22 protein-coding genes are annotated in these 23,924 nt (G+C 73.3%); 8 read left to right on the top strand and 14 right to left on the bottom strand.

Annotation, left to right across the window (positions count from 1 at the left end; genetic code table 11):
* Window positions 1-2 precede the first annotated feature (2 nt).
* Window positions 3-1,382, top strand: coding sequence for an FAD-dependent oxidoreductase (locus tag AB0B20_RS12275; RefSeq protein WP_357470355.1), 1,380 nt, complete (start codon window positions 3-5; stop codon window positions 1,380-1,382).
* Window positions 1,383-1,508: 126 nt separating this feature from the next.
* Here AB0B20_RS12275 and AB0B20_RS12270 read toward each other — a convergent pair whose 3' ends face one another.
* Window positions 1,509-1,877: a DUF3499 domain-containing protein gene (locus AB0B20_RS12270; protein ID WP_174528629.1), complete on the bottom strand. Its 369-nt coding sequence runs from the start codon at window positions 1,875-1,877 to the stop codon at window positions 1,509-1,511.
* Window positions 1,878-2,030: 153 nt separating this feature from the next.
* On the opposite strand from AB0B20_RS12270, the gene AB0B20_RS12265 reads away from it, so the two are divergent.
* The gene (locus AB0B20_RS12265; protein ID WP_357387974.1) at window positions 2,031-2,480 is read left to right on the top strand and encodes a metallopeptidase family protein; all 450 of its coding nucleotides are present in this window, start codon (window positions 2,031-2,033) and stop codon (window positions 2,478-2,480) included.
* Window positions 2,481-2,581: 101 nt separating this feature from the next.
* Here AB0B20_RS12265 and AB0B20_RS12260 read toward each other — a convergent pair whose 3' ends face one another.
* From AB0B20_RS12260 to AB0B20_RS12235, 6 genes are all read right to left on the bottom strand, one after another.
* The gene (locus tag AB0B20_RS12260; RefSeq protein ID WP_013284161.1) at window positions 2,582-2,842 is read right to left on the bottom strand and encodes a WhiB family transcriptional regulator; all 261 of its coding nucleotides are present in this window, start codon (window positions 2,840-2,842) and stop codon (window positions 2,582-2,584) included.
* A 459-nt stretch (window positions 2,843-3,301) separates the two neighbouring features.
* The gene (locus AB0B20_RS12255; RefSeq protein WP_357470230.1) at window positions 3,302-3,640 is read right to left on the bottom strand and encodes a phospholipase; all 339 of its coding nucleotides are present in this window, start codon (window positions 3,638-3,640) and stop codon (window positions 3,302-3,304) included.
* 13 nt (window positions 3,641-3,653) lie between these two features.
* A complete protein-coding gene (locus tag AB0B20_RS12250) occupies window positions 3,654-5,051 on the bottom strand; it encodes a DUF4331 domain-containing protein (RefSeq protein WP_357470227.1) in 1,398 nt (465 codons plus the stop codon).
* 71 nt (window positions 5,052-5,122) lie between these two features.
* Window positions 5,123-5,416 carry a hypothetical protein gene (locus tag AB0B20_RS12245; protein WP_357387980.1) on the bottom strand — a complete coding sequence of 98 codons (294 nt, stop codon included), beginning with the start codon at window positions 5,414-5,416 and terminating at the stop codon, window positions 5,123-5,125.
* A gap of 150 nt (window positions 5,417-5,566) precedes the next feature.
* Complete coding sequence (locus AB0B20_RS12240; protein ID WP_357470224.1) at window positions 5,567-8,092, bottom strand: bifunctional FO biosynthesis protein CofGH; 2,526 nt, start codon at window positions 8,090-8,092, stop codon at window positions 5,567-5,569.
* Window positions 8,093-8,270: 178 nt separating this feature from the next.
* Window positions 8,271-9,197 carry a hypothetical protein gene (locus AB0B20_RS12235; protein WP_357470221.1) on the bottom strand — a complete coding sequence of 309 codons (927 nt, stop codon included), beginning with the start codon at window positions 9,195-9,197 and terminating at the stop codon, window positions 8,271-8,273.
* Window positions 9,198-9,296: 99 nt separating this feature from the next.
* Between AB0B20_RS12235 and cofD the strand changes: the two genes are divergently transcribed.
* Both cofD and AB0B20_RS12225 read left to right on the top strand, forming a co-directional pair.
* Complete coding sequence (gene cofD, locus AB0B20_RS12230) at window positions 9,297-10,244, top strand: 2-phospho-L-lactate transferase (RefSeq protein ID WP_357470218.1); 948 nt, start codon at window positions 9,297-9,299, stop codon at window positions 10,242-10,244.
* The gene (locus tag AB0B20_RS12225) at window positions 10,241-11,326 is read left to right on the top strand and encodes a coenzyme F420-0:L-glutamate ligase (RefSeq protein WP_357470215.1); all 1,086 of its coding nucleotides are present in this window, start codon (window positions 10,241-10,243) and stop codon (window positions 11,324-11,326) included. The genes cofD and AB0B20_RS12225 overlap by 4 nt, the downstream gene beginning before the upstream one ends.
* A gap of 15 nt (window positions 11,327-11,341) precedes the next feature.
* Here AB0B20_RS12225 and AB0B20_RS12220 read toward each other — a convergent pair whose 3' ends face one another.
* Together AB0B20_RS12220 and AB0B20_RS12215 are read right to left on the bottom strand one after the other, a co-directional pair.
* Window positions 11,342-12,331 (bottom strand): winged helix-turn-helix domain-containing protein, encoded by a 990-nt coding sequence (locus AB0B20_RS12220; RefSeq protein ID WP_357381782.1) that lies wholly within the window; start codon window positions 12,329-12,331, stop codon window positions 11,342-11,344.
* 241 nt (window positions 12,332-12,572) lie between these two features.
* Window positions 12,573-13,616, bottom strand: a complete 1,044-nt coding sequence (locus AB0B20_RS12215; protein WP_357470212.1) for a hypothetical protein — start codon at window positions 13,614-13,616, stop codon at window positions 12,573-12,575.
* Window positions 13,617-13,655: 39 nt separating this feature from the next.
* On the opposite strand from AB0B20_RS12215, the gene AB0B20_RS12210 reads away from it, so the two are divergent.
* Window positions 13,656-14,225, top strand: coding sequence for an NUDIX domain-containing protein (locus AB0B20_RS12210; RefSeq protein WP_357470208.1), 570 nt, complete (start codon window positions 13,656-13,658; stop codon window positions 14,223-14,225).
* Between the two features lie 63 nt (window positions 14,226-14,288).
* Here the strand turns inward: AB0B20_RS12210 and AB0B20_RS12205 are convergent, their stop codons facing one another.
* Both AB0B20_RS12205 and AB0B20_RS12200 read right to left on the bottom strand, forming a co-directional pair.
* Entirely contained in the window at window positions 14,289-15,380 is a 1,092-nt protein-coding gene (locus tag AB0B20_RS12205; RefSeq protein ID WP_357470205.1) for a sugar phosphate nucleotidyltransferase, read from the bottom strand.
* A 51-nt stretch (window positions 15,381-15,431) separates the two neighbouring features.
* Window positions 15,432-16,577 (bottom strand): glycosyltransferase family 1 protein, encoded by a 1,146-nt coding sequence (locus AB0B20_RS12200; RefSeq protein ID WP_357470202.1) that lies wholly within the window; start codon window positions 16,575-16,577, stop codon window positions 15,432-15,434.
* Between the two features lie 150 nt (window positions 16,578-16,727).
* Between AB0B20_RS12200 and AB0B20_RS12195 the strand changes: the two genes are divergently transcribed.
* Window positions 16,728-17,417, top strand: a complete 690-nt coding sequence (locus tag AB0B20_RS12195; protein ID WP_357470199.1) for a TIGR03089 family protein — start codon at window positions 16,728-16,730, stop codon at window positions 17,415-17,417.
* 112 nt (window positions 17,418-17,529) lie between these two features.
* Here the strand turns inward: AB0B20_RS12195 and AB0B20_RS12190 are convergent, their stop codons facing one another.
* Window positions 17,530-19,521 (bottom strand): acetoacetate--CoA ligase, encoded by a 1,992-nt coding sequence (locus AB0B20_RS12190; protein ID WP_357470196.1) that lies wholly within the window; start codon window positions 19,519-19,521, stop codon window positions 17,530-17,532.
* A gap of 317 nt (window positions 19,522-19,838) precedes the next feature.
* Window positions 19,839-20,354 (bottom strand): hotdog domain-containing protein, encoded by a 516-nt coding sequence (locus AB0B20_RS12185; RefSeq protein WP_357381767.1) that lies wholly within the window; start codon window positions 20,352-20,354, stop codon window positions 19,839-19,841.
* Between the two features lie 23 nt (window positions 20,355-20,377).
* Here AB0B20_RS12185 and AB0B20_RS12180 point away from each other — a divergent pair, with 23 nt between their 5' ends.
* Window positions 20,378-21,034 carry a hypothetical protein gene (locus tag AB0B20_RS12180; protein ID WP_357381765.1) on the top strand — a complete coding sequence of 219 codons (657 nt, stop codon included), beginning with the start codon at window positions 20,378-20,380 and terminating at the stop codon, window positions 21,032-21,034.
* 49 nt (window positions 21,035-21,083) lie between these two features.
* Here AB0B20_RS12180 and AB0B20_RS12175 read toward each other — a convergent pair whose 3' ends face one another.
* Entirely contained in the window at window positions 21,084-22,247 is a 1,164-nt protein-coding gene (locus AB0B20_RS12175) for an acyl-CoA dehydrogenase family protein (protein WP_357381763.1), read from the bottom strand.
* A 247-nt stretch (window positions 22,248-22,494) separates the two neighbouring features.
* Between AB0B20_RS12175 and AB0B20_RS12170 the strand changes: the two genes are divergently transcribed.
* A complete protein-coding gene (locus tag AB0B20_RS12170) occupies window positions 22,495-23,922 on the top strand; it encodes a UDP-glucose/GDP-mannose dehydrogenase family protein (protein WP_354865003.1) in 1,428 nt (475 codons plus the stop codon).
* Window positions 23,923-23,924: the final 2 nt, after the last annotated feature.

Here is a 23,924-nt window from a genome sequence, read left to right as displayed (position 1 = left end):
CGATGACCGACTACCGGCACCTGTCGTACTGGCTGTCCGGCCTGGACGAACCGCTGACACCGCGACCCGGGTTGCCCGGCGACACGGACGCCGACGTGGCGATCGTGGGCGCCGGGTACACCGGGTTGTGGACGGCCTACTACCTGGCCGAGGCCGACCCCACGTTGCGCGTCGTCGTGCTGGAGCGGGAGATCGCCGGGTACGGCGCGTCAGGGCGCAACGGCGGCTGGTGCTCGGCGCTGTTCCCCACCTCGCTGCCGGCGCTGGCCCGGCGGCACGGCCGGGACCGGGCACTGGCCATGCAGCGGGCCATGCACGACACGGTCGCCGAGGTGGGGCGGGTCGCCGCCGCCGAGGGCATCGACTGCGACTGGCGGGCCGGCGGCACGGTGACACTGGCCCGCAACGAGGCGCAGCTCCAGCGGGCCCGGGCCGAGGTCGCCCAGGCCCACGCGCACGGGCTGACCGACGACGACCTGACGCTGCTCGACGCCGGCGAGGCCGCCGCGCGCTGCGCCGCCGACGGGGTACGCGGCGGCACGTACACGCCGCACTGCGCCGCCGTGCACCCGGCGAAGCTGGTCCGGGGCCTGGCCCGGGCGGTGGAACGCCGGGGCGTACGCATCCACGAGCGCACCCCGGTGACCGCGTTGCGGCCGGGCGCGGCGGTGACCCCGGCGGGCGTGGTCCGGACGCCGGTGGTGGTCCGCGCGACCGAGGGCTACACGCCGGGGCTGCCCGGCCAGCGGCGGACGGTGGCGCCTGTCTACTCGCTGATGGTGGCCACCCCGCCGCTGCCCGAGGAGACCTGGGCGCGGATCGGGCTGGCGGAGCGGGAGACGTTCTCCGACTACCGGCACGTCATCGTGTACGGCCAGCGCACCGCCGACGGCCGGCTCGCGTTCGGCGGGCGGGGCGCGCCCTACCACTACGCCTCCCGGGTGCGGCAGGGATTCGACCGGGAGCCCCGGGTGTTCGCGGCGCTGCGCCGGGCGCTCGGGGAGCTGTTCCCGGTGCTCGGGCCGGACGCGCCGGTGACGCACGCCTGGGGCGGGCCGCTCGGCGTGGCCCGGGACTGGGCCGCGTCGGTGGGGCTGGACCGCCGCACCGGGCTGGCCTGGGCCGGGGGCTACGTCGGTGACGGCGTCGGCACCAGCAACCTCGCCGGGCGTACCCTCGCCGACCTGATCCGGGGCGTGGACAGCGACCTGACCGCGCTGCCCTGGGTCGGGCACCGCTCCCCCCACTGGGAACCGGAGCCGCTGCGCTGGCTCGCCATGAACGCCGGCCTGAAGATCATGTCCTCAGCCGACCAGAGCGAGCACCGGACCCGTCGCCCGTCCCGCCGAGCCGAGGCCTTCACCCGCTTCCTGGGCCACTGACCGCACCCACTCACCCGTCCCCCACCCCGTTGATCATGAAGTTGGCGGCACTCAGGGAGATCGAGAACGCCGTCAACTTCATGATCGACCGAGAGAGGGTCGGGGGCGGAAGGCCGGTGGAGTGGGTCAGTGGTGGGGTGGGATGACCCGGAGGTGGCCCCGGCGGCCCTGCTGAGGGGTCTGGGGCTTGGTGGGCTCGTCCTCCGGGGGACGCGGCGGGGCGGGGCGGGCGGCCTCGCGTACCGCCTCGGCCAGCGCCACCAGGTCGTCGGTGGTGGGCGGCGGCGGCTCGAACTCGCCCTCGTGCCGCACCACGTCCCAGCCGCGCGGGGCGGTCAGGTTGCGGGCGTGCGGCTCGCACAGGTCGTACGTGTGCGGCTCGGCGAACGCGGCGAGCGGGCCCACCACAGCTGTCGACTCGTTGTAGACATAGGTCAGCGTGGCGACCGCTTGCCGGGGGCAGCCGTTACGGGAGCAGCGCCGTGGTGACCTCACCGCGGCAGGGTATCCCCATTACCGGGTCCGGCGCACCGCTTCGCGTTACGACACGCCCGTCTTGGTGATCACAATTCCACCGATCGCCGCACCGGCACGCCGGACGGCCGCGCGACGGCGGGTGGACCGCTGACCCGGGCTACCCTGTCCGACATGACGAGCCCCCAGAACCGCCGTCCCGGCTCCGGCCGGCGCACCCATCGTGACCGGCACGGTCGCGGGCTGCGCGGGCGGCTGGTGCCGGCCACCGTGCCGCTGGCCCGGACGAAGGCCGAGGTCTTCGACGATCTGGTGCTCGACACGGTGGAGTCGCTCGAACGCCGGTTCGCCAAGGAGCTGGCCGGGGTGGAGTTCGCGGTCGAGGACGTACCGCCGGATCTGAACGTCTACGACTCGGACGTGCTGGAGGACGGCGAGGTGCCGCTCGCCCGGCTGCTGCCCGGGCGTCCCGGCCGCCAGGAGGTGCCGCCGCGGATCGTGCTCTACCGGCGGCCGCTGGAGTTCCGCGCGATGGACCGCGAGGACCTCGCCGACCTGGTGCACGACGTGATCATCGAGCAGGTGGCGAACCTGCTCGGGGTCGACCCCGACGAACTGGCCTGACCTCGGCCGGCCCGGCTGGGCGCCGCCACCCGGCCGGACGCGCCGGCCGGACGGCGACCCGGGTCCGGGCGGCCCCCACCGCCCACGGACCCGTACGCGGATCAGGCGGCGACCCGCCGCTTGAGCTTGCGCCGCTCCCGCTCGGAGAGGCCACCCCAGATTCCGAACCGCTCGTCGTGGCCGAGCGCGTACTCCAGGCATTCCGTCTTCACTTCGCACCGCGAGCAGATGCGCTTCGCCTCGCGGGTCGAGCCGCCCTTCTCGGGAAAGAACGCCTCCGGGTCGGTCTGCGAGCAGAGCGCTCGCTCCTGCCACTCCGGCGCGTTCCCGAGCAGGTCGGCCACCTCGAGCTGGCCGTCCATCGATTGCCTCCTTGTCGCGCACCGGCGTCATTCGCCGCTGCAACCCCCCACGCGAAAGGCGTGCCTGTCCGTACGGTCACCATTTGTTGCGTTCCGTGCGAACAACCCCATTCAAATTACACGCGTGTAATGCGTGCGCCGTCAAGCCAAACTTGATAATGGAGTCGCCCTCCCGACACGTCCGGGACGACCGCCGCGGTCGCCCGTAGCCTCGCAACCTGCCCTATCGATTCAGACCCCGGACGAGTAACGCCCTCCCCGGCGAGTTGCCGGAAGTTTTCTGCCGTGGCGTATCGCCGACAGGCCGGCCGGACGCCCCCGCCGGCCGCTCGTACCAAGATCAGAATGGTGGGGCAAAGGGTAACGCGCCTCCCGCGGTACCGCCCGTCGAGCCGGCCAACGCCGACCGCGCCCCGTCCACCATGTGGACGAGGCGCGGGTTCCGGCGCGACTGACGGATCAGTCCAGGCGAGCTGGTGAGCTGGTGGGCCAGACGAATTCGGCGATCGACCCGCCGGTGACCGAGATCGCGCCGGCCGACGTCTTCTCGTCCCACCAGACGGTATAAACACCCGCCTCCAGATCCGGGTAGACGGCACTGTGGAAAACCCCGTCCCGGACGTGCCGCTCGCGTACGGCGGAGTGGGTCCGCGAACCGCCGAGGTCCACGCGGCTGATCTCGATCTCCCGGCCGTGCAGGTCCCGGCCGGTGTGGATGATCAGTGCGCCCCGGTCGCCGCCGAGGTCGAGCACGACGCTGCCGACCTCAGACGGGCCGAGATCGTGACGGTGTGACATTCGCCGGCTCCCGTCAGGACTTCTTCGCCTGCGGGTTGCCGAACCCGTCGTACGGCGTACCGAGGAACGGGAAGTCGGCCAGGAACGGCGCGGTGACGTCGGCCGCGCTCAGGCCCGGTGTCACGGCCGCCGCGGCGGCGTCCGGCCGGAACGTCTTGTCGACGAGCGGCACGGTCAGCCCGGCGATGGCACGCAGCGCGATCGTCACCACGTCGTCGGCGACCCGGCGGCCGTTGGGGAACCCGGCCAGATCGCCGCCGAGCACGCCGAACCGGTCCGGCTTGCCGGTGGGCCGGATCGCCGTGTTCAACCGCAGCATGTCCGCCTGCGTGTCGCCGGTGGTGTTGGCGAAGCCGTCGATCAGTCCGGCCGGGATGCCGGTGAGCAGGATCGCCACCAGGTCGGCGCGCGGCTTCTTGGACTTGTTCAGCGCGTCCAGGTTTCCGAACACGCCCGGGTAGAGCGCCGGCAGCAGCGCGGCCAGCTCGGGCCGCTCGACGAACCCGGCGAACCGCTTGTCCTCCGACGGTGGCAGCGTGTTCCACAGGTCCTTCCTGGACATCGGCACGACGACCTCGTTGAACAACGGGTTACCGAGCCGCGACACCTGCGTGAAGGGCCCGGCTGCGGTGTCGGCGGACACCCGGTCACCGAGCACCCGCACCTGCTGGCGGGACGCGCTGGTCCAGACCCCGATCGTCGAGGCACGGTCGGCGTAGCCGTAGCGGGCGGCCTTGCGGCGTACCTGGTTCAGCGGCACCTGCACGGCGAGGGAGTGCACGTTGAGCCGGTCCAGCGCGTTGACCGGCTCCCCCTCGTTCCGGAACAGCTTCTTGCCGGCGACGTGCAACTGCTGGAACGGCCGCAGCGTACCCAGGTCGAACACCGCGCCCAGGTCGACGAAGAAACCGTCGGCCCGCTGGCCGGCGAAGACCTTCTCGCCGGTGGACAGCTTGAACGTCGCCTGCCGGACCAGGTTCTGGTAGTTCGGCGTGGAGAGCGGGCCGACGTTGCACGGCGGACAGGGCAGCTTGTGCGCCAGCACCCGGGCACGGCCGTCGGCGATCCGGGTCAGCCGGTAGAACTGCCGCCGGTTCCAGTTCTTGCTCTCCAGCGACTCGATCGGCCCGGTGTTGTAGAGAAAACTGTTCGGGTTCGTGATCTCGGTAGTGAATTCGAAACGATAGGTGACGTCCGGATAACCGTCTCCATCGTTGTCGATGTGAATCTCGTACCGGACGTCGTCTCCGAACTCGAAGAAGTTCGGGCCGCCGGAGGGGAGCTGCACCGGCACGTAGTTGGCGATCAACGTGACGGTGTCCGGCTGGCTCGGCGTGACGAACGCGTACAGGTCGGAACTGTCGGCGACCGGATCCTTGGCGATCTCCGGGGCCTCGCGGTGAGAGGACATGGCGGACGCACCTTCGTCGGGGGAACGGAAAGCGGAACCGGCGCCGGGAAACCGCGCCGGCGGAGCGTGGATCAGCGCCGGCCGGCGGCGCGCACCAGGCGGTCGGCCAGGCCGCGGTCGCGCACCTCGACCCGGTTGGTACCGACGAAGACGTCCATGACGCCGGCGGCGGCGTCGCGCAGGTGGACCACGATCGGCTCGTCGCGCCGGCTAGCCGTGGGGGCGTTCTGGGCGGCGGACAGGCCCGGCACGGTGAGGGCGGCGGCGCCAAGTGTCGCGCTCGCCGCGGCGGTGAGCGTCTGCCTGCGGGTCAACCGCGGCCAGGTCCGCCGTTTCGGCGCGTCGGTGGTCTCGTCAGTGCTCATCGGCAACCTTTCCGGACCGGCGCCGCAGCGCCGCAGCGGGCCGGGCACCCGGACGCCGCCGGGCCCCGGTTCGGGGTCACCGGCGGCGGTCCTCGCCGAAACCGCCGCCGGCATCCACAGGTACGGCGCGCGGCGGGGAAAGGTTCGACCTCAGGCGCGGGCGTGACCGTACGCGGTCGTCCGCTTGCGGAACGGCCGCCCCGCGGCGGTGGCGATCGCGCGCAACTGCTCCTCGGTACGGGCCGAACCGTTGCCCGAGCCGGCCATCCGGGAGATGGTCTCCTCCATCAGCGTGCCGCCCAGGTCGTTGCAGCCGCCGCGCAGCATCGCCACGGTGCCCTCGTCGCCGAGCTTCACCCAGGAGCACTGGATGTTGTCGATCCGGCCGTGCAGCAGCAGCCGTGCCATCGCGTGCACCACCCGGTTCTCCCGCCAGGTCGGGCCCGGGCGGGCGATGCCGGCCAGGTAGATCGGCGCGTTCGTGTGCACGAACGGCAGCGCCACGAACTCGGTGAACCCGCCGGTGCGGTCCTGCACGCCGGCCAGCACCCGGAAGTGGGCCAGCCACTGGCCCGGGTGGTCCACATGGCCGTACATCATCGTGGAGCTGGACCGGATGCCCAGCTCGTGCGCCGTGCTCACCACCTCGACCCAGGCGGCGGCCGGGAGCTTGCCCTTGGTGAGCACCCAGCGCACGTCGTCGTCGAGGATCTCGGCGGCGGTGCCCGGGATGGTGTCCAGCCCGGCCTCGCGGAGCCGCAGCAGCCACTCCCGCACCGGCACGCCGGCCTTCGCGGCGGCGGTGACGATCTCCATCGGGGAGAACGCGTGCACGTGCATGCCCGGCACCCGCGCCTTGATCGCGCGGACGATGTCGGCGTAACCGGTCACCGGCATCTTCGGGTCGATGCCGCCCTGGAGGCAGACCTCGGTCGCGCCCGCCACCCAGGCCTCCTCGGCGCGGTCGGCGACCTGCTCCAGGGAGAGCCGGAACGCGTCGGCGTCGCTCTCCCGCTGGGCGAACGCGCAGAAACGGCAGCCCACGTAGCAGACGTTCGTGAAGTTGATGTTGCGGTTGACCACGTAGGTGACGTCGTCGCCGACCGCGTCCCGGCGCGCGTCGTCGGCGAGCCGGCACAGTTCTTCCAGCGCCGGGCCGTCCGCGCCGAACAGCGCCAGCGCCTTGGCCTCGTGCGCCGGCGTGAGCAGCGCGGCCGGGTCGTCGGCGGCCAGCCGCAGGCCCGCGCGCAGGTCGGCGTCCGCGCCCGCACCCGGGGGTACGCTCACGCGCGCCTCCGGCGCCACCTTGCCGGCCACCTCGGCCCAGTCGCCGTAGACGCTGTCGAAGTCGCCCCGCCGGTCCTCGGTGCGGCCGGTGACGTCGATGGTGGCGTGCAGGTCCGTCCGGCCGCCGTAGACCTCCTCCGGCTCCTGCCACGGCCGACCCACCGGGCGGGCCGTCTCGACCGCGAGCCCGGTGGCCGGGTCGGCGAGCGCTGTGACGTGCGGCAGCAGACGCGGATCAAGCCACGGCTCGCCCGCGCGGACGTACTCCGGGTAGACGGTCAGCCGCTCGCGCAGCGTGAACCCGGCACTCGCGGTACGCGCGGCCAGCTCCTCCAGGTGCGGCCAGGGCCGCTCCGGGTTGACGTGGTCGGGCGTGACCGGGGAGACGCCGCCCCAGTCATCGATGCCGGCGCTCAGCAGCAGGTCGTACTCGCCCGCGATGAGGTTCGGCGGGGCCTGGATGCGGGCCTTCGGGCCGAGCAGCACCCGGGCCACCGCCACTGTGGCGGCCAGGTCGTGCAGCTCCGCGTCGGGCATGCCGCGCATCGCGGTGTCCGGCTTGGCGCGGAAGTTCTGCACGATCACCTCCTGGAGGTGGCCGTACTCCCGCATCGCCCGGCGGATCGCGAAGATCGCGTCGACCCGCTCCGCCCGGTCCTCGCCGATGCCGATCAGGATTCCGGTGGTGAACGGCACCCCGACCCGGCCGGCGTCGTCGAGCACCCGCAGGCGTACCGCGGGCTCCTTGTCCGGCGAGCCGTAGTGCGGGCCGCCCGGTTCCGACCAGAGCCGGGTGGCCGTGGTCTCCAGCATCATGCCCATGCTCGGCGCGACCGGCTTGAGCCGCTGCAACTCCGACCAGGTGAGCACGCCCGGGTTCAGGTGCGGCAGCAGGCCGGTCTCCTCCAGCACCGCCACCGCGCAGGCGCGCAGGTAGTCCAGCGTCGAGTCGTACCCCCGCTCGTCCAGCCACCGGCGGGCCGCCGGCCACCGCTCCTCCGGCCGGTCGCCGAGCGTGAACAGCGCCTCCTTGCAGCCCTGCGCGGCGCCCTCGCGGGCGATCGCCAGCACCTCGTCGCGTTCCAGGTAGGCGGCGGGCAGCCGGTGCGGCACTGTGGCGAACGTGCAGTAGTGGCAGCGGTCCCGGCAGAGCCGGGTCAGCGGGATGAAGACCTTCTTCGAGTACGTGACCACGCCCGGCCGCCCGGCCTCGCGCAGCCCGGCGTCCCGGATGTCGGAGGCGATCCGGAGCAGCTCGTCGAGCATCGGCCCGCGCGCGGCCAGCAGCGCGCCCGCCTCGGCGGCGTCGAGCGCCCGGCCGGTGGCGGCCCGCCCCAGCGCCCGCCGGATGCTCGCCTCGGTCGGTTCGGGGTCGCTGCGATCAACCATCCGCCCAGCCTATGCGCTGCCGGACGCCTCGCCGCCCGCGCCCGGTTCCGGTCCGGGCAGCGGGACGCCGGCGGTGACCCGCCGCACGGCGACGGCCCGGACGCGTACGACCGGGGCGGCCGCGCGGCGGAACCGCCGGCGGCGGGCGACGGTCGTCCGTCGCCCGCCGCGACGGGGTTCAGCGGTGCTGGTTCGGGTCCTCGCGGTCGAACCGCTGGGTGCGCTCGTCGTCGGCGCCCGGCGACGGCGCGCCCGGCTCGGCGGACTGGCGCGGGATCGCCTGCGTCGGGTCGGCCGACGGCGGCTGCCCGAACGGCGGCGCGGACTGCGGCGAGCCGTACTGCGGACCGGCGTACGGGACACCTGACTGCGGGTCGGCGGCCGGCGGACCGGACTGCGGCGCGTGCGGCGGCGCGGTGTTGAACGGCGGCGCCGTCTGCGGCTGGCCGTACGGGCCGGGCTGCTGCGGCCAGCCGGGCTGGGGCGAGCCGGCCTGCGGGTAGCCCGGGCCGGGCTGCTGCGGGTAGCCGCCCGGGCCGGGGTAGCCACCGGGCTGACCCGGCTGCTGCGGCCAGCCGGGCTGGGCCTGGCCGTACACGCCGGGCTGCGCCTTCGGCTTCGGCACGTAGTAGAGCGTGCGCCAGATCTTGAACACCACGAACGCGGCGACCGCGAAGATCGCCAGCCAGGCCGCGCGGGTCAGCAGGCCGAGGAACGCGTCGAGCACCTCACCGTCGGCGAGCCGGCCGACCAGCCAGATCAGGAACGTCAGCGCGCCGAACACGGCGGACACGGCGTACTCGACCAGCGCCACCTGCGTGATCATCCTGGCCTTCGGCACGACCGGGAGGACGACTGTGGAGATCAGGACGGCGAGCACCGGCAGGACCGTCGACTCCAGGCCGATGAAGGTGAAGTACGTGCTCCCGGCCCGGCCGCTGAACGTGCTGTAGTCGTCGACCGGCACGAGCAGGCGCAGCAGGCCGACGAAGAGAAGCACGGCGTTGGCGCCGAGAAGGACGAGCGCGGCCAGTTCGCGCAACGGTTTGATCAACTGGCTGGCCTGCGCGGCGTCGCCGGACGCGGGCTCGGCGGGGCTGGTCACGGACTCCCCCAGGGGACGAAAGCGGACAGTTGCCGAAGTGAGCGTAGTCTCTCCGGCCACCGGACGATCGACGGCGGCGCGTGCGGAAGGATGGACGCCATGCGCATCGTGGTACTGACCGGCGGCATCGGGGGCGCCCGCTTCCTGCTCGGCGTTCGGGCGTACGCCCGCGAGGTGGGCGCCGAGGTGACCGCCGTGGTGAACGTCGGCGACGATCTGCTGCTGCACGGGCTGAAGGTCTGCCCCGACCTGGACAGCGTGCTCTACACGCTCGGCGGCGGCGCCGACCCGGAGCGGGGCTGGGGCCGGGCGGGCGAGACCTGGACGGTGAAGGACGAGCTGGCCGCGTACGGCGCGGAGCCGAGCTGGTTCGGTCTCGGCGACAAGGACATCGCCACCCACCTCGTGCGCACCACGATGCTCAACGCCGGCTACCCGCTGTCCCAGGTGACCGAGGCGCTGGCGGCCCGCTGGCAACCGGGCGTACGGCTGCTGCCGGCCACCGACGACCGCCTGGAGACCCACGCCGTCGTCTCCGACGAGCAGGGCCGGCGGGCGATCCACTTCCAGGAGTGGTGGGTGCGGTACCGGGCCGACGTACCCACCGACCGGTTCGTCTTCGTCGGCGCCGACGCGGCGAAGCCCGCGCCCGGCGTGGTCGAGGCGATCGCCGCCGCGGACGTGGTGCTGATCGCGCCCAGCAACCCGGTGGTGAGCATCGCCCCCGTGCTGGCGGTGCCCGGCCTGCGCGACGCGGTGGCCGGCGGCCCGGCCCCGGTGATCGGGGTGTCGCCGATCATCGGCGGCGCGCCGGTACGCGGCATGGCCGACCGCTGCCTCGCCGTGCTCGGCGTGGAGTGCGGCGCGGCCGGCGTGGGCGGCCTCTACGGCGCCCGGTCGGCGGGCGGGCTGCTCGACGGCTGGCTGGTCGCCCCGGAGGACGAGGGCACCGTGGTGCCGGGCGTGACGGTCCGCGCGGCGCCACTGTGGATGACCGACGAGGCGGCGACCGCCGCGATGGTGCGCGCCGCGCTGGAGCTGATGTGAGGCTGGAGATCCTGCCGGTGCCGGGCATCGGTGACGTGACCGAGGGCGACGACCTGGCGGCGCTGATCACCGGCGCGGCGCCCTGGCTGCGCGACCACGACGTGCTGGTGGTCACCAGCAAGATCGTGTCGAAGGCGGAGGGCCGGCTGGTCGACGTGCCGGCCGACGGCCCGGAACGGCTCGCCGAGCGGGACCGCATCCTGGCCGCCGAGACCGCCCGGGTGGTGGCGACCCGGGGCGCGACCCGGATCGTGCAGACCCACCACGGGTTCGTGATGGCCTCGGCCGGCATCGACGCCTCGAACGTGGACAAGACCCGGCTGGTGCTGCTGCCTGTCGACCCGGACGCGTCCGCCCGGGCGCTGCGCGACGCGCTGCGGGACAGGCACGGCCTCGACGTCGCCGTGATCGTCAGCGACACCATGGGCCGGCCGTGGCGCAACGGGCTCACCGACGTGGCGCTCGGCGTGGCCGGCATGCCGGCGATCCGCGACCACCGGGGCGAGGTCGACCCGTACGGCAACGAGCTGTTCGTCACCCAGATGGCCGTGGTCGACGAACTGGCCGGCGCCGGCGAGCTGATCAAGGGCAAGTGCGATCAGGTGCCGGTCGCTGTGGTGCGGGGCTACCTCACCGCGACGCGGGACGACGACGAGGGCTCCCGCACGCTCGTCCGCGACGCCTCGATGGACCTGTTCTCCCTCGGCACCGCCGAGGCGCGCGCCGCCGGTCTGCGGGCGGCGGCGACACTCGCCGACCGGGTCGGCGCCGAACCCGCGGGCGCGGACGCGGTGCGGCGGGCGATCGACGCGGTGGCCGACGTGGTCGCGCCGGGCACTGTGTTCACCCACGTCACCGACGACGAGGTACGCGACGGGCTCGCCGCCACGGTGCCCGGCTGGCCCCCCTCGGCCACCGGCCTGCTGCTCGGCGCGGCGCCCACCCCTGTCGGCCGGGCGGACCTGGTCCGGTTCGGCGCGGACCTGCAACGCCTGCGCGCCGCGCTGGCCGCCGAGGGCGTCGACTCGACGTTGCTTCCGCCCCCGTCCGGCAGCACCGCGAGCGCCACGCTGGCGCTCTGACTCCGGCGGGCGCGCTCAGGCGTCCAGGACGGCTCGGCCCAGCGGGGTCAGCGTGTGCAGGACGGTGTTGCGGTCGCGTCGGCTGACCAGCAGCCCCGCGTTGCGCAGCACCGTGGTGTGCTGGCTGGCCGCGGCGGCCGAGATGCGCAGCTTGCGGGCCATCTCGCCGGTGGTGCAGCCGCCGTCGGCGGCCTGGAGCACCCGGGAGCGGGTGCGGCCGAGCAGGGCGGCGAGCGCCTCGCCCTGCTGTGGTTCCCCGGCGACCGAGCCGGACGTCAGGCCCGCGAGCCGGTCGACCGGGTAGACCAGCACCGGGGGCAGGGTCGGGTCGACGAGCGCCACCGGGGTACGCGAGCAGAAGAACGACGGCACGAGCAGCAGCCCCCGGCCGTCCAGGTGCAGTTCCCGGGTGTCCGGGTAGTCGAGCACCTCCAGCACGCCCGAATCCCAGCGCATGTTCGGCCGCAGGCTGGCCAGCAGCCCTTCGGCGCCGCCGTCGAGCATGGCGCGGGCACGCCGGGCCCGGTCCGCCTCGACCGCCGCCTGCACCCGGGACCAGTACGGCGTGACGGCCAGCGACTGGTACCGCGCCATGGCGCCGGTCAGGTGGTGCAGCGTCTCCGGCTCGCCACGGGCGAGCGCGGTGGCCGAGGACGGCAGGGCGTTCTCCCCGGCCAGCAGCGTCAGGTCGCGGCGCAGCATGTCGACGGGGGTGCCCCGGATCGCCTCCAGGCCGGCCTGGAAGCCGTCCCGGCTGGCGAACGGGGTGAGGAAGTCGGGGAAGTAGCCGCGTGGCGGATTGAGCGCCAGCAGAAGGCGGTACTGCTCGGCGTCGGTGTCGGTGCGCAGTCCGTGCGCCACTGTGCGCCGCCAGGTGGTCATCATCGGGTCACGACCGCGCCCCTGGAGCAGGTGCAGGCTGAGGACCAACTCCCACAGGGGGTCCGCGGCCGGGGCGACCCGGGTCCGCAGGACGTCCTCGCCGGAGAAAATGATCTTCAACATGGATTGCTCCCGTGCGGACGGCGGGGGTGCCAGCCACACTCCGACTGTACCCGCCGGTACTAATCTCCATCTTTAAGCGTGAGATGAAAAACCTCGACGCTGGGCGGGCCGGTTCGGCAAACTCTCTGTTGCCTGCCGACGCCGGGGAGCAACATCGATCCGGTCGCCGGCTGACGGGCGTGGCCGGGCGGCACCACGAGGGTCTGCGGCATCAGTCGCAGGGGTGCCGCCCGGCCCTCGCTCATCCGATCCAGAGCGCCACCCGATGGTCCTCGTCGGTGACGTAATAGCAGCGCCCGGCCAGCTCGGCCAGCCCCTCCACGTGATGGAACGGCGCCAGCTCCGCGACCACCTCCCCCGCCACCAGCGCGTCCCCGCCCGCGTCGTGCCGGAACCGCACGTGCCGGGAGGTCACCTCGCCGCCGTGCGGGTGGTCGTCCAGCAGCACCGAACCCTTGCCCAGCGCGTCGATCGACCCGGTCACCGCCGCGTAGCCGCCGTCGCCGGTCGGCGTGATCGCGCGGAAGCCGGCGAGCGCACCGGGCGGCGTCACACCGGTCAGCGCGTACGCCCCGAGCGCCCGCGGGTCACCCGAGTGCTCCGGGTCGTCGAACATCTCCGGTACGCCGGCCATCTCGACGTAGACCGGCTCCCCCTCGGCGGTCACCGGGAAACGCAGGCCGAGCAGCGCCGTACCGGCCGGCGTGAAAGCCGCCGCCTCGACGTTGATCGGCAGGTCGCCGTCGGCGAGCCGGGTCACCCAGCTCTTGGCGCGGGCGGTGCCCCGGGCCAGTGTCTCCACGATGAACCGCTGCCGGACCCGGTCGCCCGGTGGCAGTAGCGTCAGCGGGGCGGCGGCGAGCGCGTCGTTGACCGCCCGGTGCAGCCGGAAACGGTTGCGCACCACGTGCACCGGCAGCGGCCCGGCCACGGCGTCGTCCTCCCGGAACCGGGCCACGAACGCGCGCCGGGGCCGCAGCGGGCCGCCCTTGGAGCCGAAGTGCGAGCCGAAGACGTACACCCAGCCGTCGTGGTGGGCCAGTGCCTCGCCGTCCTCGGTGCGGCCGTTCTCCCGCCCGGCGTCGGCGGCCACGTGGTGCGCCTCCCAGTGGCCGTCGTCGAGTTCCAGCAGCAGCGCCAGGCACTGTTCGACAGGCCCCTCGTCCAGCACGGTCCAGAAGCCGCGGCGCGCGCCGTGCGCCCGCAGCAGCGCGGCCGACCGCACCGGCAGGAGGTCGCTCGCCTCGTTGCCGGCCACCAGGAACTCGACGAGTCGCAGGGTCACCGCGTCAGGGTACGAAGCCGGCGCTCGTAGAGTGTCCGGGTGCCTGATCTCACCCCGTACACCGAGCTGCACGCCGACGCCGTCGCGACGCTGAGCCGCTGGACGGCGACCAGCCCCGCCGCCGACGCGGCCCGGACCCGGACCCTGGCGCTGCTGGCCGACGGGCCGGTGGCGATGAGCCGCGCGCACCGGGCCGGGCACGTCACCGCGAGCGCGCTGGTGCTCGGCCCGGACGGCCGGGTGCTGCTCTGCCTGCACGGCAAGATCCGCAGGTGGATGCAGCTCGGCGGGCACTGCGAGCCCGGCGACCGGACGCTTGTGGGCGCCGCGCTGCGCGAGGCCACCGAGGAGTCCGGCATCACCGGCCTGACCGTCGAGCCGCAACCGATCGACGTGGACATCCACCAGGTCGCCTGCCAGGGCGGGTCGTTCCACTACGACGTCCGGTACGCCGCGCTGGCCCCGGCGGGAGCGGTCGAGCGGGTCAGCGCGGAGTCCGAGGCGCTCGGCTGGTTCCCGCCGGACCGGCTACCCGAGCCGCTCGCCCACGCCACCGCGCAGCTCGTGCGGCCGGCCCTCGCGGTGCTGGCCCGCCACGCCGGCCGCTGAGCGGCGGCGCCCCGACGCGCCGCCGGGCGCGTTCCACACTCCAGCGGCGCGTCGCGCGGCGGATCAGACCAGGCCCTCCTCGCCGCGTTCCTTCAGCTCGTCCACGATCCTCTTCACGTCCTGCGCGCGGTCACGCGGGCAGACCAGCAGCGCGTCCGGGGTGTCCACCACGATCAGATCGTGCACCCCCACGGTGGCCACCAGCCGGCCGGAGTGCGGCACCACGACGGTGCCTGTGGTGTCGTGCAGCAGCACGCCCGGCTTCGCGTCCCCGCCCAGCACCACGTTGCCGGCGCCGTCGGCGGGCAGCACCTCGCCGAGCGTGTGGAAGTCGCCGACGTCGTTCCAGCCGAAGTCGCCGGGCACGGTGCCGACCCGCCCGGCCGTCGCCGCGCCCTCCATCACCGCGTAGTCGACCGAGATCCGGGGCAGCGTCGGCCAGACCCGGCCCAGCACGTCGTCCTGCTCCGGCGTGCCCCAGGCCGCCGCGATGGCGGTGATCCCGGCGTGCAGCTCCGGCTGCTGGCGGGCCAGCTCGGCCAGGAAGACGTCCACCCGCCAGACGAACATGCTGGCGTTCCAGAGGTGCCGGCCGGAGCGGACGTAGACTTCCGCCACCTCGGCGGCCGGCTTCTCCTTGAACTCGCGTACCGGGCGCAGCGGGCCGTCCCCGACCGGCTCGCCGGTCTCCAGGTAGCCGTAGCCGGTCTCCGGGCGCGTCGGGGTGATGCCCACTGTCATCAGCAGCCCCTGCTCCGCGCCCCGGATGGCCTGCCGCACCACCTCGGCCAGCCGGGCCGGGTCACCGATCAGGTGATCGGCGGCGAACGAGCCCATCACCGCGTCCGGCGTCCGGGTGGCGATCACCGCGGCGGCCAGCGCGATCGCCGCGCAGGAGTCGCGCGGAGAGGGCTCGACCAGGAGGTTCTCCTCCGGCAGACCCGCCAGTTGCCGAGCCACCGCCGCGGCGTGCGCGGCCCCGGTGACCACGAGCGTGCGCTCCGGCGTGGTCAACGGCGACAACCGGTCGACAGTGGCCTGCAACAGCGAGGCGGGGGTGCCGGTCAGCGGGTGGAGGAATTTGGGGTGGCCGGCACGGGACAACGGCCACAACCTTGTGCCGCTGCCGCCCGCCGGGATGACGGCGTAGAACATCAGCACATCATGCCCGAAGCGGGCGAGCCGTCACGGTCGGTCGCCCGGGACTCAGGAGCGGGCCCGACGCCACGCCGCGATGTGCACCTCGGCGCTGGACTCCCAGGTGAACTCCTTGGCCCGGTCGAAGCCGGCCTTGGCCAGGGACAGCCGCCGCTGCTCGTCGTCCAGCAGGGCGCCCAGGTCGGTGGCGATCTGGTCCGGGTCCTCGCTGGTGTAGGCGACCGCGTCGCCGCCCACCTCGGGCAGGGACAGGCGCGGCGTGGTGAGCACCGGGGCGGCGCACGCCATCGCCTCCAGGATCGGCAGGCCGAAGCCCTCGCCGTACGAGGGGTAGGCCGCCACCAGCGCGCCGCCGAGGAAGCCGGGCAGGTCGGCGTAGCGCAGGTAGCCGGGACGCAGCAGCCGCAGGTGCGACGGCACCTCGGCCACCGCGCGGTCGATGTCGTCGTCGTGGCCCTGACCGCCGGCCACCACCAGCGCGGGCGGGTTCGGCCGGTCGGCCACCGCCCGGGCCCAGCCGCGGATCAGGTTGGGTACGTTCTTGCGCGGCTCCTTGGCCCCGAGGAACGCGATGTAGCTGCTGTCGCCCAGCCCCAGGCGGGCCCGGACGCGTGCCTTCTCCTCGTCGCCCGGCGCGTGGAACGCGTCCTGGTCGACGCCGTGGTAGGCGACGTCGATCCGGGTCGGGTCGGCGTCCAGCAGGCGGATCAGCTCGTCGCGGGTCGCCTTGCTCGGCACGATCACCCGGCCGGCGCGGCGCAGCGAGGTCTTGATCGCGCTGCGGAAGAACGTCCGGCGCGACTTGTCGTAGTGCTCCGGCTCGGTGAAGAACGTCGCGTCGTGCACGGTGACAGTCACCGGGCAGCCGGCCCGCAGCGGGCAGGTGTAGAACGGCGAGTGCAGCACCTCGGCGCCGACCTGCTGGGCCAGCAGCGGCAGGCCGGTCTGCTCCCAGGCCAGCCGCGCCGGCCGGTGCGCCACCGCTGCCGGGGCGGGGATCACCTCCGCGCCGGGCAGCATCCGGGAGTAGCGCTCCAGGTCGGTGCGGAGGCTGACCACGGCCAGGTCGATGCTGGTGCCGCAGACCCGGCCCAGCGCGCCGAGCAGTCCGTCGACGTATCTACCGACGCCGCCACGGTCGGCGGGGACACTCGTGGCGTCGATGAGAACGCGGGGCGGGCGACCGGCGGTCACGGGGCGACTCCTCAGATGGCGCGGTTGTGGGAAAGAACACTTTCGGCAAGCCTACGCCGGGCCGGGCGCCAGGCGCTGACCGCGACCCGACGGTACGCCGACTTGTCGCTGTCATCGAGTACGCACGCGGGGCGCGTATCGTTCGCGCCGATGGCCGACAACATTGCCCGGGTGTTCGCCGACGCGATCGCGCCCGACCCCACCCGACCGCTGCTGACCTGGTACGACGACGCCACCGGCGAACGCACCGAACTCTCCGGGGCGACGCTCGCGAACTGGGTGGCGAAGACCGCCAACCTGCTCACCGACGAGGTGGGTGCCGCGCCCGGCGACGCGGCCGGGGTGCTGCTGCCGCCGCACTGGCAGACCGCCGCCGTGCTGCTCGGCTGCTGGTCGGCGAAGCTGACCGTGGTCGGCACGCCGGGGCCGGTGGAGGCGCTGTTCGTGGCCGTCGACCGGGCGGACCAGGCAGCCGGTTGGCCGGCCGGCGAGCGGTACGCGCTGGCGCTCGACCCGTTCGCGCTGCCGATGCGGCAGGTGCCGGCGGGCTGCGCGGACTTCGTCACCGCGGTACGCGGACACGGCGACCACTTCACGCCGGACCCGTCCGGCGGGGAGGCGGACGCGGCGCTGCTGGCCCGGGCGGCGGTCCGCGCCACCGAGCTGGGCCTGACTCCGGGCGACCGCCTCCTGGTCGACGTGACCACTCACCCCGACCCGGTCGACTGGCTGCTCACCCCGCTCACGGCGGGAGCCAGCGTGGTCGCGTGCGCCCACCCCGACCCGGCTCGCCTTGAGGCGCGCTCCACAACCGAGAAGACCACGCACACCCTGGCCTGAGCCCGCCCCCGCCCCTCTCCCCGTTGATCTTGCACTTTCGGCCCTCGGTACGGGGGATTCACCCCTTTCGCCGGGGCGGAAAGTGCAAGATCAGCGAGGGCGACAGGGCTGATCAGCCAGGGGCGACGGGGCTGTCGGTGGTGGAACGGCGCTGGGCGAGGGCGGCGAACGCCGTCAGGGACTCGGGGTTGGCCAGGGCGCCCTTGGCCGCCGCGCGGTCGACGGGGGTGCCCGTCAGGATCTTCTTCACCGGCACCTCCAGCTTCTTCGCGCTCAGCGTGCGGGGCACGGCCCGGACCTGATGGATCTCGTCCGGCACGTGCCGGGGCGACAGCGCGGTACGCAGCTCCCGGCAGATCTTCTTCCGCATGTCGTCGTCGAGTTCCAGGCCCTCGGCGAGCACCACGAACAGCAGCAGCTCGCCCGCGCCGCCCTCGTCGTCCTCCAGGTGCACGACCACCGAGTCGACCACCTCGTCCAGCCCTTCGACCACCGAGTAGAACTCCGCGGTGCCCAGCCGTACCCCACCCCGGTTGAGCGTGGCGTCGGACCGCCCGGTGATCACGCATCCGCCGCGCTCGTTCACCGTGATCCAGTCGCCGTGCCGCCACACGCCGGGATAGACCTCGAAGTACGCCTCCCGGTAGCGGGCGCCGTCCGGGTCGTTCCAGAACCCGACCGGCATGCTCGGCATCGGCTCGGTGATCACCAGCTCGCCGAGCTGCCCGATCACCGCGCTGCCGTCGGCGGAACGGGCCTCCACCTTCGCGCCGAGCGCCCGGCAGGCGATCTCCCCCGCGTACACCGGCAGCAGCGGCACGCCGCCGACGAAGCCGGTGCACACGTCCGTGCCGCCGGACAGCGACTGGAGCTGGAGGCGGTCGCTCACGTTCTCGTACACCCAGGTGAAGCCCTCGGCCGGCAGCGGCGCGCCGGTCGAGCCGAGGCCGCGCACCGCGGACAGGTCCGCGACCTCGCGCGGCACCAGGCCGGCCTTGCGGCAGGCCAGCAGGAACGGCGCGGACGTGCCGAAGTACGTGGTGCCGGTGTCGGCGGCCAGCCGCCACAGCGCGCCCAGGTCGGGGTGGCCCGGGTTGCCGTCGAACAGCACGATCGCCGCGCCCACCGCCGGGCCGGAGACCAGGAAGTTCCACATCATCCAGCCGGTGGTGGTGAACCAGAGGAACCGGTCGGCCGGACCCAGGTCATGGTGCAGCGCCAGCATCTTGAGGTGTTCCAGCAGGATGCCGCCGTGGCCGTGCACGATCGGCTTGGGCAGGCCGGTGGTGCCGGAGGAGTAGAGCACGTAGAGCGGGTGGTCGAAGGCGACCGGGGTGAACGTCAGCGGCTCGTCGGTGGGCGCCGCAAGCTCCGCCCACGGCAGCGCGCCGTCGGGGGCCGGGCCGTCCGGATCGAGGTACGCGACGGCGACGGTGTGCCGCAGCGACGGCAGCGCGGCCCGGATCGCGGCCACCTCGGCGCGCCTGTCGACCGGCTTGTCGCCGTACCGGTAGCCGTCGACGGCGACCAGCACCGTCGGCTCGATCTGCTGCCAGCGGTCGGTGACGCTGCGGGTGCCGAACTCGGGCGCGCAGGAGGAGAAGATCGCGCCCAGGCTGGCGGCGGCGAGCAGCAGGACGTACGTCTCCGGGATGTTCGGCGCGTACGCGGCCACCCGGTCGCCCGGTCCCACGCCGAGGCGGCGCAGCCCGGCGGCCACCCGGCGGACCCGCTCACGCAGCTCGGCCGCGGTGAGCGTCTCCGGCGCGCGGGTCTGCCCGTGCGCGATCACCGCCGGGTCGTCGTCGTCCAGCCCCGGCATGCGCAGCACGTTCTCGGCGTAGTTCAGCGTCGCGCCGGGGAACCAGCGGGTGCCCGGCATGGCCCGGTCGGTGAGCGTGGCGGTCGGCGGGGTGTGCGCGACCACGTCGAAGTAGTCCCAGATCGAGCGCCAGAACGCGTCCAGGTCGGTCACCGACCACTGCCACAGCGCGTCGTAGTCGGCGAACTCCAGCCCGCGGTGCTCGGCCAGCCAGCGCAGGTAGTCACCGATCCGGGACCGCTCCCGCACGTCCGCCGGCGGCGTCCACAGCACGTCAGCCACTGTTCCACCCTCCCCTGGGCCCGCCACGACGGTGTGCCGGAGCCGTGGCGCCATCTTGCCCTACCTCGTGCCGCCATTGTCCGCGCCGGGTGCGCCGTACGGGGCGTGCCCCGCCCACACCCCGTACCCCCACCCCATGTGGCCCACATGGAAGGAAGGGCCCCCTCTTAACGCCTCGTGCAGAGGAAGGGCCCCCTGTTAACACCTCACTCCCGCGGGGGTCCGCCGCCGGACGGCGGGGGCAGCGTGCGTGCCCGGGTGTTAATAGGGGGCCCTTCCTCTACCGCAGGCGTTAAGAGGGGGCCCTTCCTTACACCTCAGCCGGCGCGGTGGGCCTGGATCGCGCGGCGCCGGGCGAGCCGGTGCGCGCGCCGGATCTCGGCCTCCCGGAAGCGGCGTTCGTCCTCCGGCGTCTCGGGCAGCACCGGGCGGACCGGCCGTGGCGCACCGCCCACGTCGACGCCCACGAAGACCAGGTACGCGGTGGCGACCCGCACCGGCTCCTCCTCGGCCGAGTCCCAGCGCTCGCCGACCACCCTCACCCCGACCTCCATCGAGGTCTGGCCGGTCCAGTTGACCTGTGCGTGGGCGTGCACGAGATCGCCCACCCGGACCGGCTCGGAGAAGACGATCTCGTCGATGGACGCGGTCACCGCGGTGCCGCCGCTGTGCCGCGCCGCCGCCGCGCCGGCAACGTCGTCCACGAATTTCATCAGTACCCCACCGTGCACGGTCCCGTACAGATTGACATCGACCGCGGTCATGATGCGACTGAGCGTGACGCGGGAGTACGACGTGGGCTTACCCGGCGGGACCGCGGGATGATCTGTCATGCCGAAAACGGTACGGTGCGCGGATGCGACATCTCTGGAGCTTCCTCGCCGGGTTGGCGGTGGCGCCTGTCACCTGGGTGCTCGTCACGCTCGGTCAGGACGGATCTGAGCGGACCGTCGACCGCTGGGTGGAGATCGGGACGTACAGCACACCGAACCTGATCGAGCCGGCCGTCTATCTGGGCGTCGCCGGCATCCTGCTCGGTCTGCTCGGCACGTTGCGTTTCTCGCCGTTCGGCCCGCTGGTGGCCGGCCTGCTGCTCGCCGCCCCGTACGTCGGGCTGTTCGTCGCGCCGTTCAGCGTGCGGGACCGGGTGCCGGACGACCTGAAGCTGCTCGGTGACCCGCTGCCGCTGCGCGAGCCGCTGGACAACGGCACCCTGTTCCTCATCGGCGTGCTGCTGCTGATGGCCGTGTTCAGCACGAGCCGGTGGCGGCGTCCCGCCACACCCCCGGCGGCCGGGGCGGAGCTGACCCCGGCCGTCGCGCCGGTGGAGCACAAGCCGACGCTCACCGACTGGCCCCCGGCCGACGCGCCGAAGGACCCGGACACCGCGCCGCTCACGCTGGCCTATCCCGAGACCCCCACCGAACCCCTGCCCCGCCGTACCGGCGGCGAGTCGCCCTGGTCCGCGCCCCCGCGCGGCGCCGGGCGGCCGGAGGGCACCGAGACCCGTTGACGAGCGCGGGCGGGCCGGTACGCCGGCCCGCCCGCCCGAACGCCGGTGGTCAGCCCTTCAGCAGCTGACGGGCCATCACGATCCGCTGGACCTGGTTCGTGCCCTCGTAGATCTGGGTGATCTTTGCGTCGCGCATCATCCGCTCGACCGGGTAGTCACGGGTGTAGCCGTAGCCGCCGAGCAACTGGACCGCGTCCGTGGTGATCTCCATGGCGGCGTCCGAGGCGAAGCACTTGGCGGCCGCGCCGAAGTAGGTCAGGTCCGCGTCGCCGCGCTCGGACTTGCCGGCGGCGGTGTACGTGAGCTGCCGCGCCGCCTCCAGCTTCATGCCCATGTCGGCGAGCATGAACTGGATGCCCTGGAACTCGGCGACCGGCTTGCCGAACTGCTTGCGCTCCTGGACGTAGCCCTTGGCGTAGTCCAACGCGCCCTGCGCGATGCCGACCGCCTGGGCGGCGATGGTGACCCGGGTGTGATCCAGCGTCTTCATGGCGGTGGCGAAGCCGGTGCCCTCGGCGCCGATCATGCGGTCGGCCGGGATACGCACGTTGTCGAAGTAGACCTCCCGGGTGGGCGAGCCCTTGATGCCGAGCTTCTTCTCCGGGGCGCCGAAGCTGACGCCCGGGTCGGACTTCTCCACCACGAACGCGGAGATGCCCCTCGACCGGGCTGTGGGATCGGTCACGGCGAACACCGTGTAGTACTCGGACACGCCCGCGTTGGTGATCCACCGCTTCACGCCGTTGAGCACCCAGTGGTCTCCGTCACGTACCGCCTTGGTCGTCATCGAGGCGGCGTCGCTGCCCGCCTCCGGCTCGGAGAGGCAGTAGGAGAACATGCCGTCCCCGGCCGCGACCGGGGTGAGGTACTTGCGCTTCAGCTCCTCGGAGCCGGCCAGCAGCAGTGGCATGGTGCCCAGCTTGTTCACCGCCGGGATCAGCGAGGACGACGCGCAGGCCCGCGCCACCTCCTCGATCACGATGGCCGTGGCCAGCGCATCCGCGCCGGCGCCGCCGTACTCGACAGGGATGTGCGGGGCGTGGAAGTCGGCCGCGCGCAGGGCCTCGTACGACGCCTTCGGGAACTCACCTGTCTCGTCCGCCTCGGCGGCGCGCGGAGCCACCTTGGCCGCACAGACCTCACGGACCGCCTCCCGGATCGCCTCGTGCTCCTCCGGCAACCGATAGACGTCGAACGACTGCTCTGCGGCCATGTCGGCCCTCCCCTTCCACCGCTATCATGCGCAGTCTGTGCCGCCCGAGGGCCGACGACTGCCGCAAACTGAAGGATAGCCACCGGTCCCGGCCGGACCTTACCGGCGGGTAGGCTCGCGCCCGAGCCTCGCCCGCCCGACCCGATTACCCTCACAGCAGACATCCAGTTCCCTCGGTGCCCGGCCTCGGCGCCCCAGCAGAATGCGACGCGTGGAAGCGCCGCCAGTGCGAGCGGAGAAGACAGGCGTGACGATTCCGTACCCGAACACCCAGCCGATGCCCGCCATCGCCGCGGTGACCCCGCCGTCCGGCGCCGCCCGCCCGCGGGTGACCTTCCTCGGCACCGGCTACCTCGGTGCGACCTACGCCATCTGCTACGCGGAACTGGGCTACGAGGTGCTCGGCTTCGACGTCGACGCGGACAAGATCGCCAAGCTGAACGCGGGCGAGGTGCCGATCCACGAGCCGGGCCTCGACGAGCTGCTGCGCCGCAACCTGGCCGCCGGCCGGCTGCGGTTCAGCACCGACATCCAGGAGACCGCCGACTTCGGCGACGTCCACTTCATCTGCGTCGGCACCCCGCAGCGGGCCGACGGCATGGGCGCCGACCTGTCGTACGTCGAGGCGTCCGTGACGAGCCTCGCCCAGCACCTGACCCGTAAGGCGCTGATCGTCGGCAAGTCCACCGTGCCGGTGGGCACCGCCGAGTGGGTGGAGCAGCTCGTCGGCAAGCACACCCCGGCCGACCTCGGCGTCGAGGTGGCGTGGAGCCCCGAGTTCCTCCAGGAGGGCTTCGCCGTCGACGACGTGCTGCGTCCGAACCGGATCGTGGTCGGCGTCAAGAGCGAGTGGGCAAACGGCATGCTCTTCGCCGCCCACAAGGGCGTCTTCGACCTCGCCGCCACCGAGGACCGCGAGGTGCCGCTGGTGGTCACCGACTTCGCCACCGCCGAGTTGGTAAAGGTCGCCGCGAACGCGTTCCTCGCCACCAAGATCTCCTTCATCAACGCGATGGCCGAGGTCTGCGAGGCGGCCGGCGGCGACGTGACCCAGCTCGCCCGCTCGATCGGCTACGACCCGCGCATCGGCAACCGCTTCCTCCAGGCCGGGCTCGGCTTCGGCGGCGCCTGCCTGCCCAAGGACATCCGCGCCTTCCAGGCCCGCGCCCAGGAACTGGGCGCCGGTGAGGCGTTGCGCTTCCTGCACGAGGTCGACCTGATCAACCAGCGCCGCCGCAGCCGCGTGGTGCAGCTCGCCGCCGAACTGCTCGGCCGCCGTTCCGGCCCGGCCGGCCCGGACCTGTCCGGCACCCGGGTCGCGGTGCTCGGCGCCACGTTCAAACCCAACACCGATGACGTACGCGACGCGCCGGCGCTCGCGGTCGCCTCGCTGCTCGGCAAGGCCGGCGCCGACGTGCACGTGTTCGACCCGCAGGGGATCGAGAACGCGCGCCGGGCGGTGCCCGAGCTGGCGTACGAGGAGAGCATGAACGACGCGGTCCGTGGTGCCGACCTGGTCTGCGTGCTCACCGAGTGGGCCGAGTTCCGCAACGCCGACCCGGTGGCCCTGGGCGAGCTGGCGAACGGCCGCAAGGTGGTCGACGGGCGCAACTGCCTCGACTCCACACTGTGGACACAGGCCGGCTGGGAGTACCGCGGCATGGGCCGCCCCTGACC

Source organism: Micromonospora sp. NPDC049151, from assembly GCF_040648395.1.
GTDB lineage: Bacteria > Actinomycetota > Actinomycetes > Mycobacteriales > Micromonosporaceae > Micromonospora.
This window is presented reverse-complemented; position numbering and strand designations above follow the sequence as displayed.

What these genes read in the sequence shown, in the direction of transcription:
- AB0B20_RS12275 (WP_357470355.1), top strand. Translation starts at nt 3, where the DNA reads ATGACCGACTACCGGCACCTGTCGTACTGGCTGTCCGGCCTGGACGAA.
- AB0B20_RS12265 (WP_357387974.1), top strand. Translation starts at nt 2,031, where the DNA reads ATGACGAGCCCCCAGAACCGCCGTCCCGGCTCCGGCCGGCGCACCCAT.
- AB0B20_RS12260 (WP_013284161.1), bottom strand. Translation starts at nt 2,842, where the DNA reads ATGGACGGCCAGCTCGAGGTGGCCGACCTGCTCGGGAACGCGCCGGAG.
- AB0B20_RS12255 (WP_357470230.1), bottom strand. Translation starts at nt 3,640, where the DNA reads ATGTCACACCGTCACGATCTCGGCCCGTCTGAGGTCGGCAGCGTCGTG.
- AB0B20_RS12250 (WP_357470227.1), bottom strand. Translation starts at nt 5,051, where the DNA reads ATGTCCTCTCACCGCGAGGCCCCGGAGATCGCCAAGGATCCGGTCGCC.
- AB0B20_RS12245 (WP_357387980.1), bottom strand. Translation starts at nt 5,416, where the DNA reads ATGAGCACTGACGAGACCACCGACGCGCCGAAACGGCGGACCTGGCCG.
- AB0B20_RS12240 (WP_357470224.1), bottom strand. Translation starts at nt 8,092, where the DNA reads ATGGTTGATCGCAGCGACCCCGAACCGACCGAGGCGAGCATCCGGCGG.
- cofD (WP_357470218.1), top strand. Translation starts at nt 9,297, where the DNA reads ATGCGCATCGTGGTACTGACCGGCGGCATCGGGGGCGCCCGCTTCCTG.
- AB0B20_RS12220 (WP_357381782.1), bottom strand. Translation starts at nt 12,331, where the DNA reads ATGTTGAAGATCATTTTCTCCGGCGAGGACGTCCTGCGGACCCGGGTC.
- AB0B20_RS12205 (WP_357470205.1), bottom strand. Translation starts at nt 15,380, where the DNA reads ATGTTCTACGCCGTCATCCCGGCGGGCGGCAGCGGCACAAGGTTGTGG.
- AB0B20_RS12195 (WP_357470199.1), top strand. Translation starts at nt 16,728, where the DNA reads ATGGCCGACAACATTGCCCGGGTGTTCGCCGACGCGATCGCGCCCGAC.
- AB0B20_RS12185 (WP_357381767.1), bottom strand. Translation starts at nt 20,354, where the DNA reads ATGACAGATCATCCCGCGGTCCCGCCGGGTAAGCCCACGTCGTACTCC.
- AB0B20_RS12180 (WP_357381765.1), top strand. Translation starts at nt 20,378, where the DNA reads ATGCGACATCTCTGGAGCTTCCTCGCCGGGTTGGCGGTGGCGCCTGTC.
- AB0B20_RS12175 (WP_357381763.1), bottom strand. Translation starts at nt 22,247, where the DNA reads ATGGCCGCAGAGCAGTCGTTCGACGTCTATCGGTTGCCGGAGGAGCAC.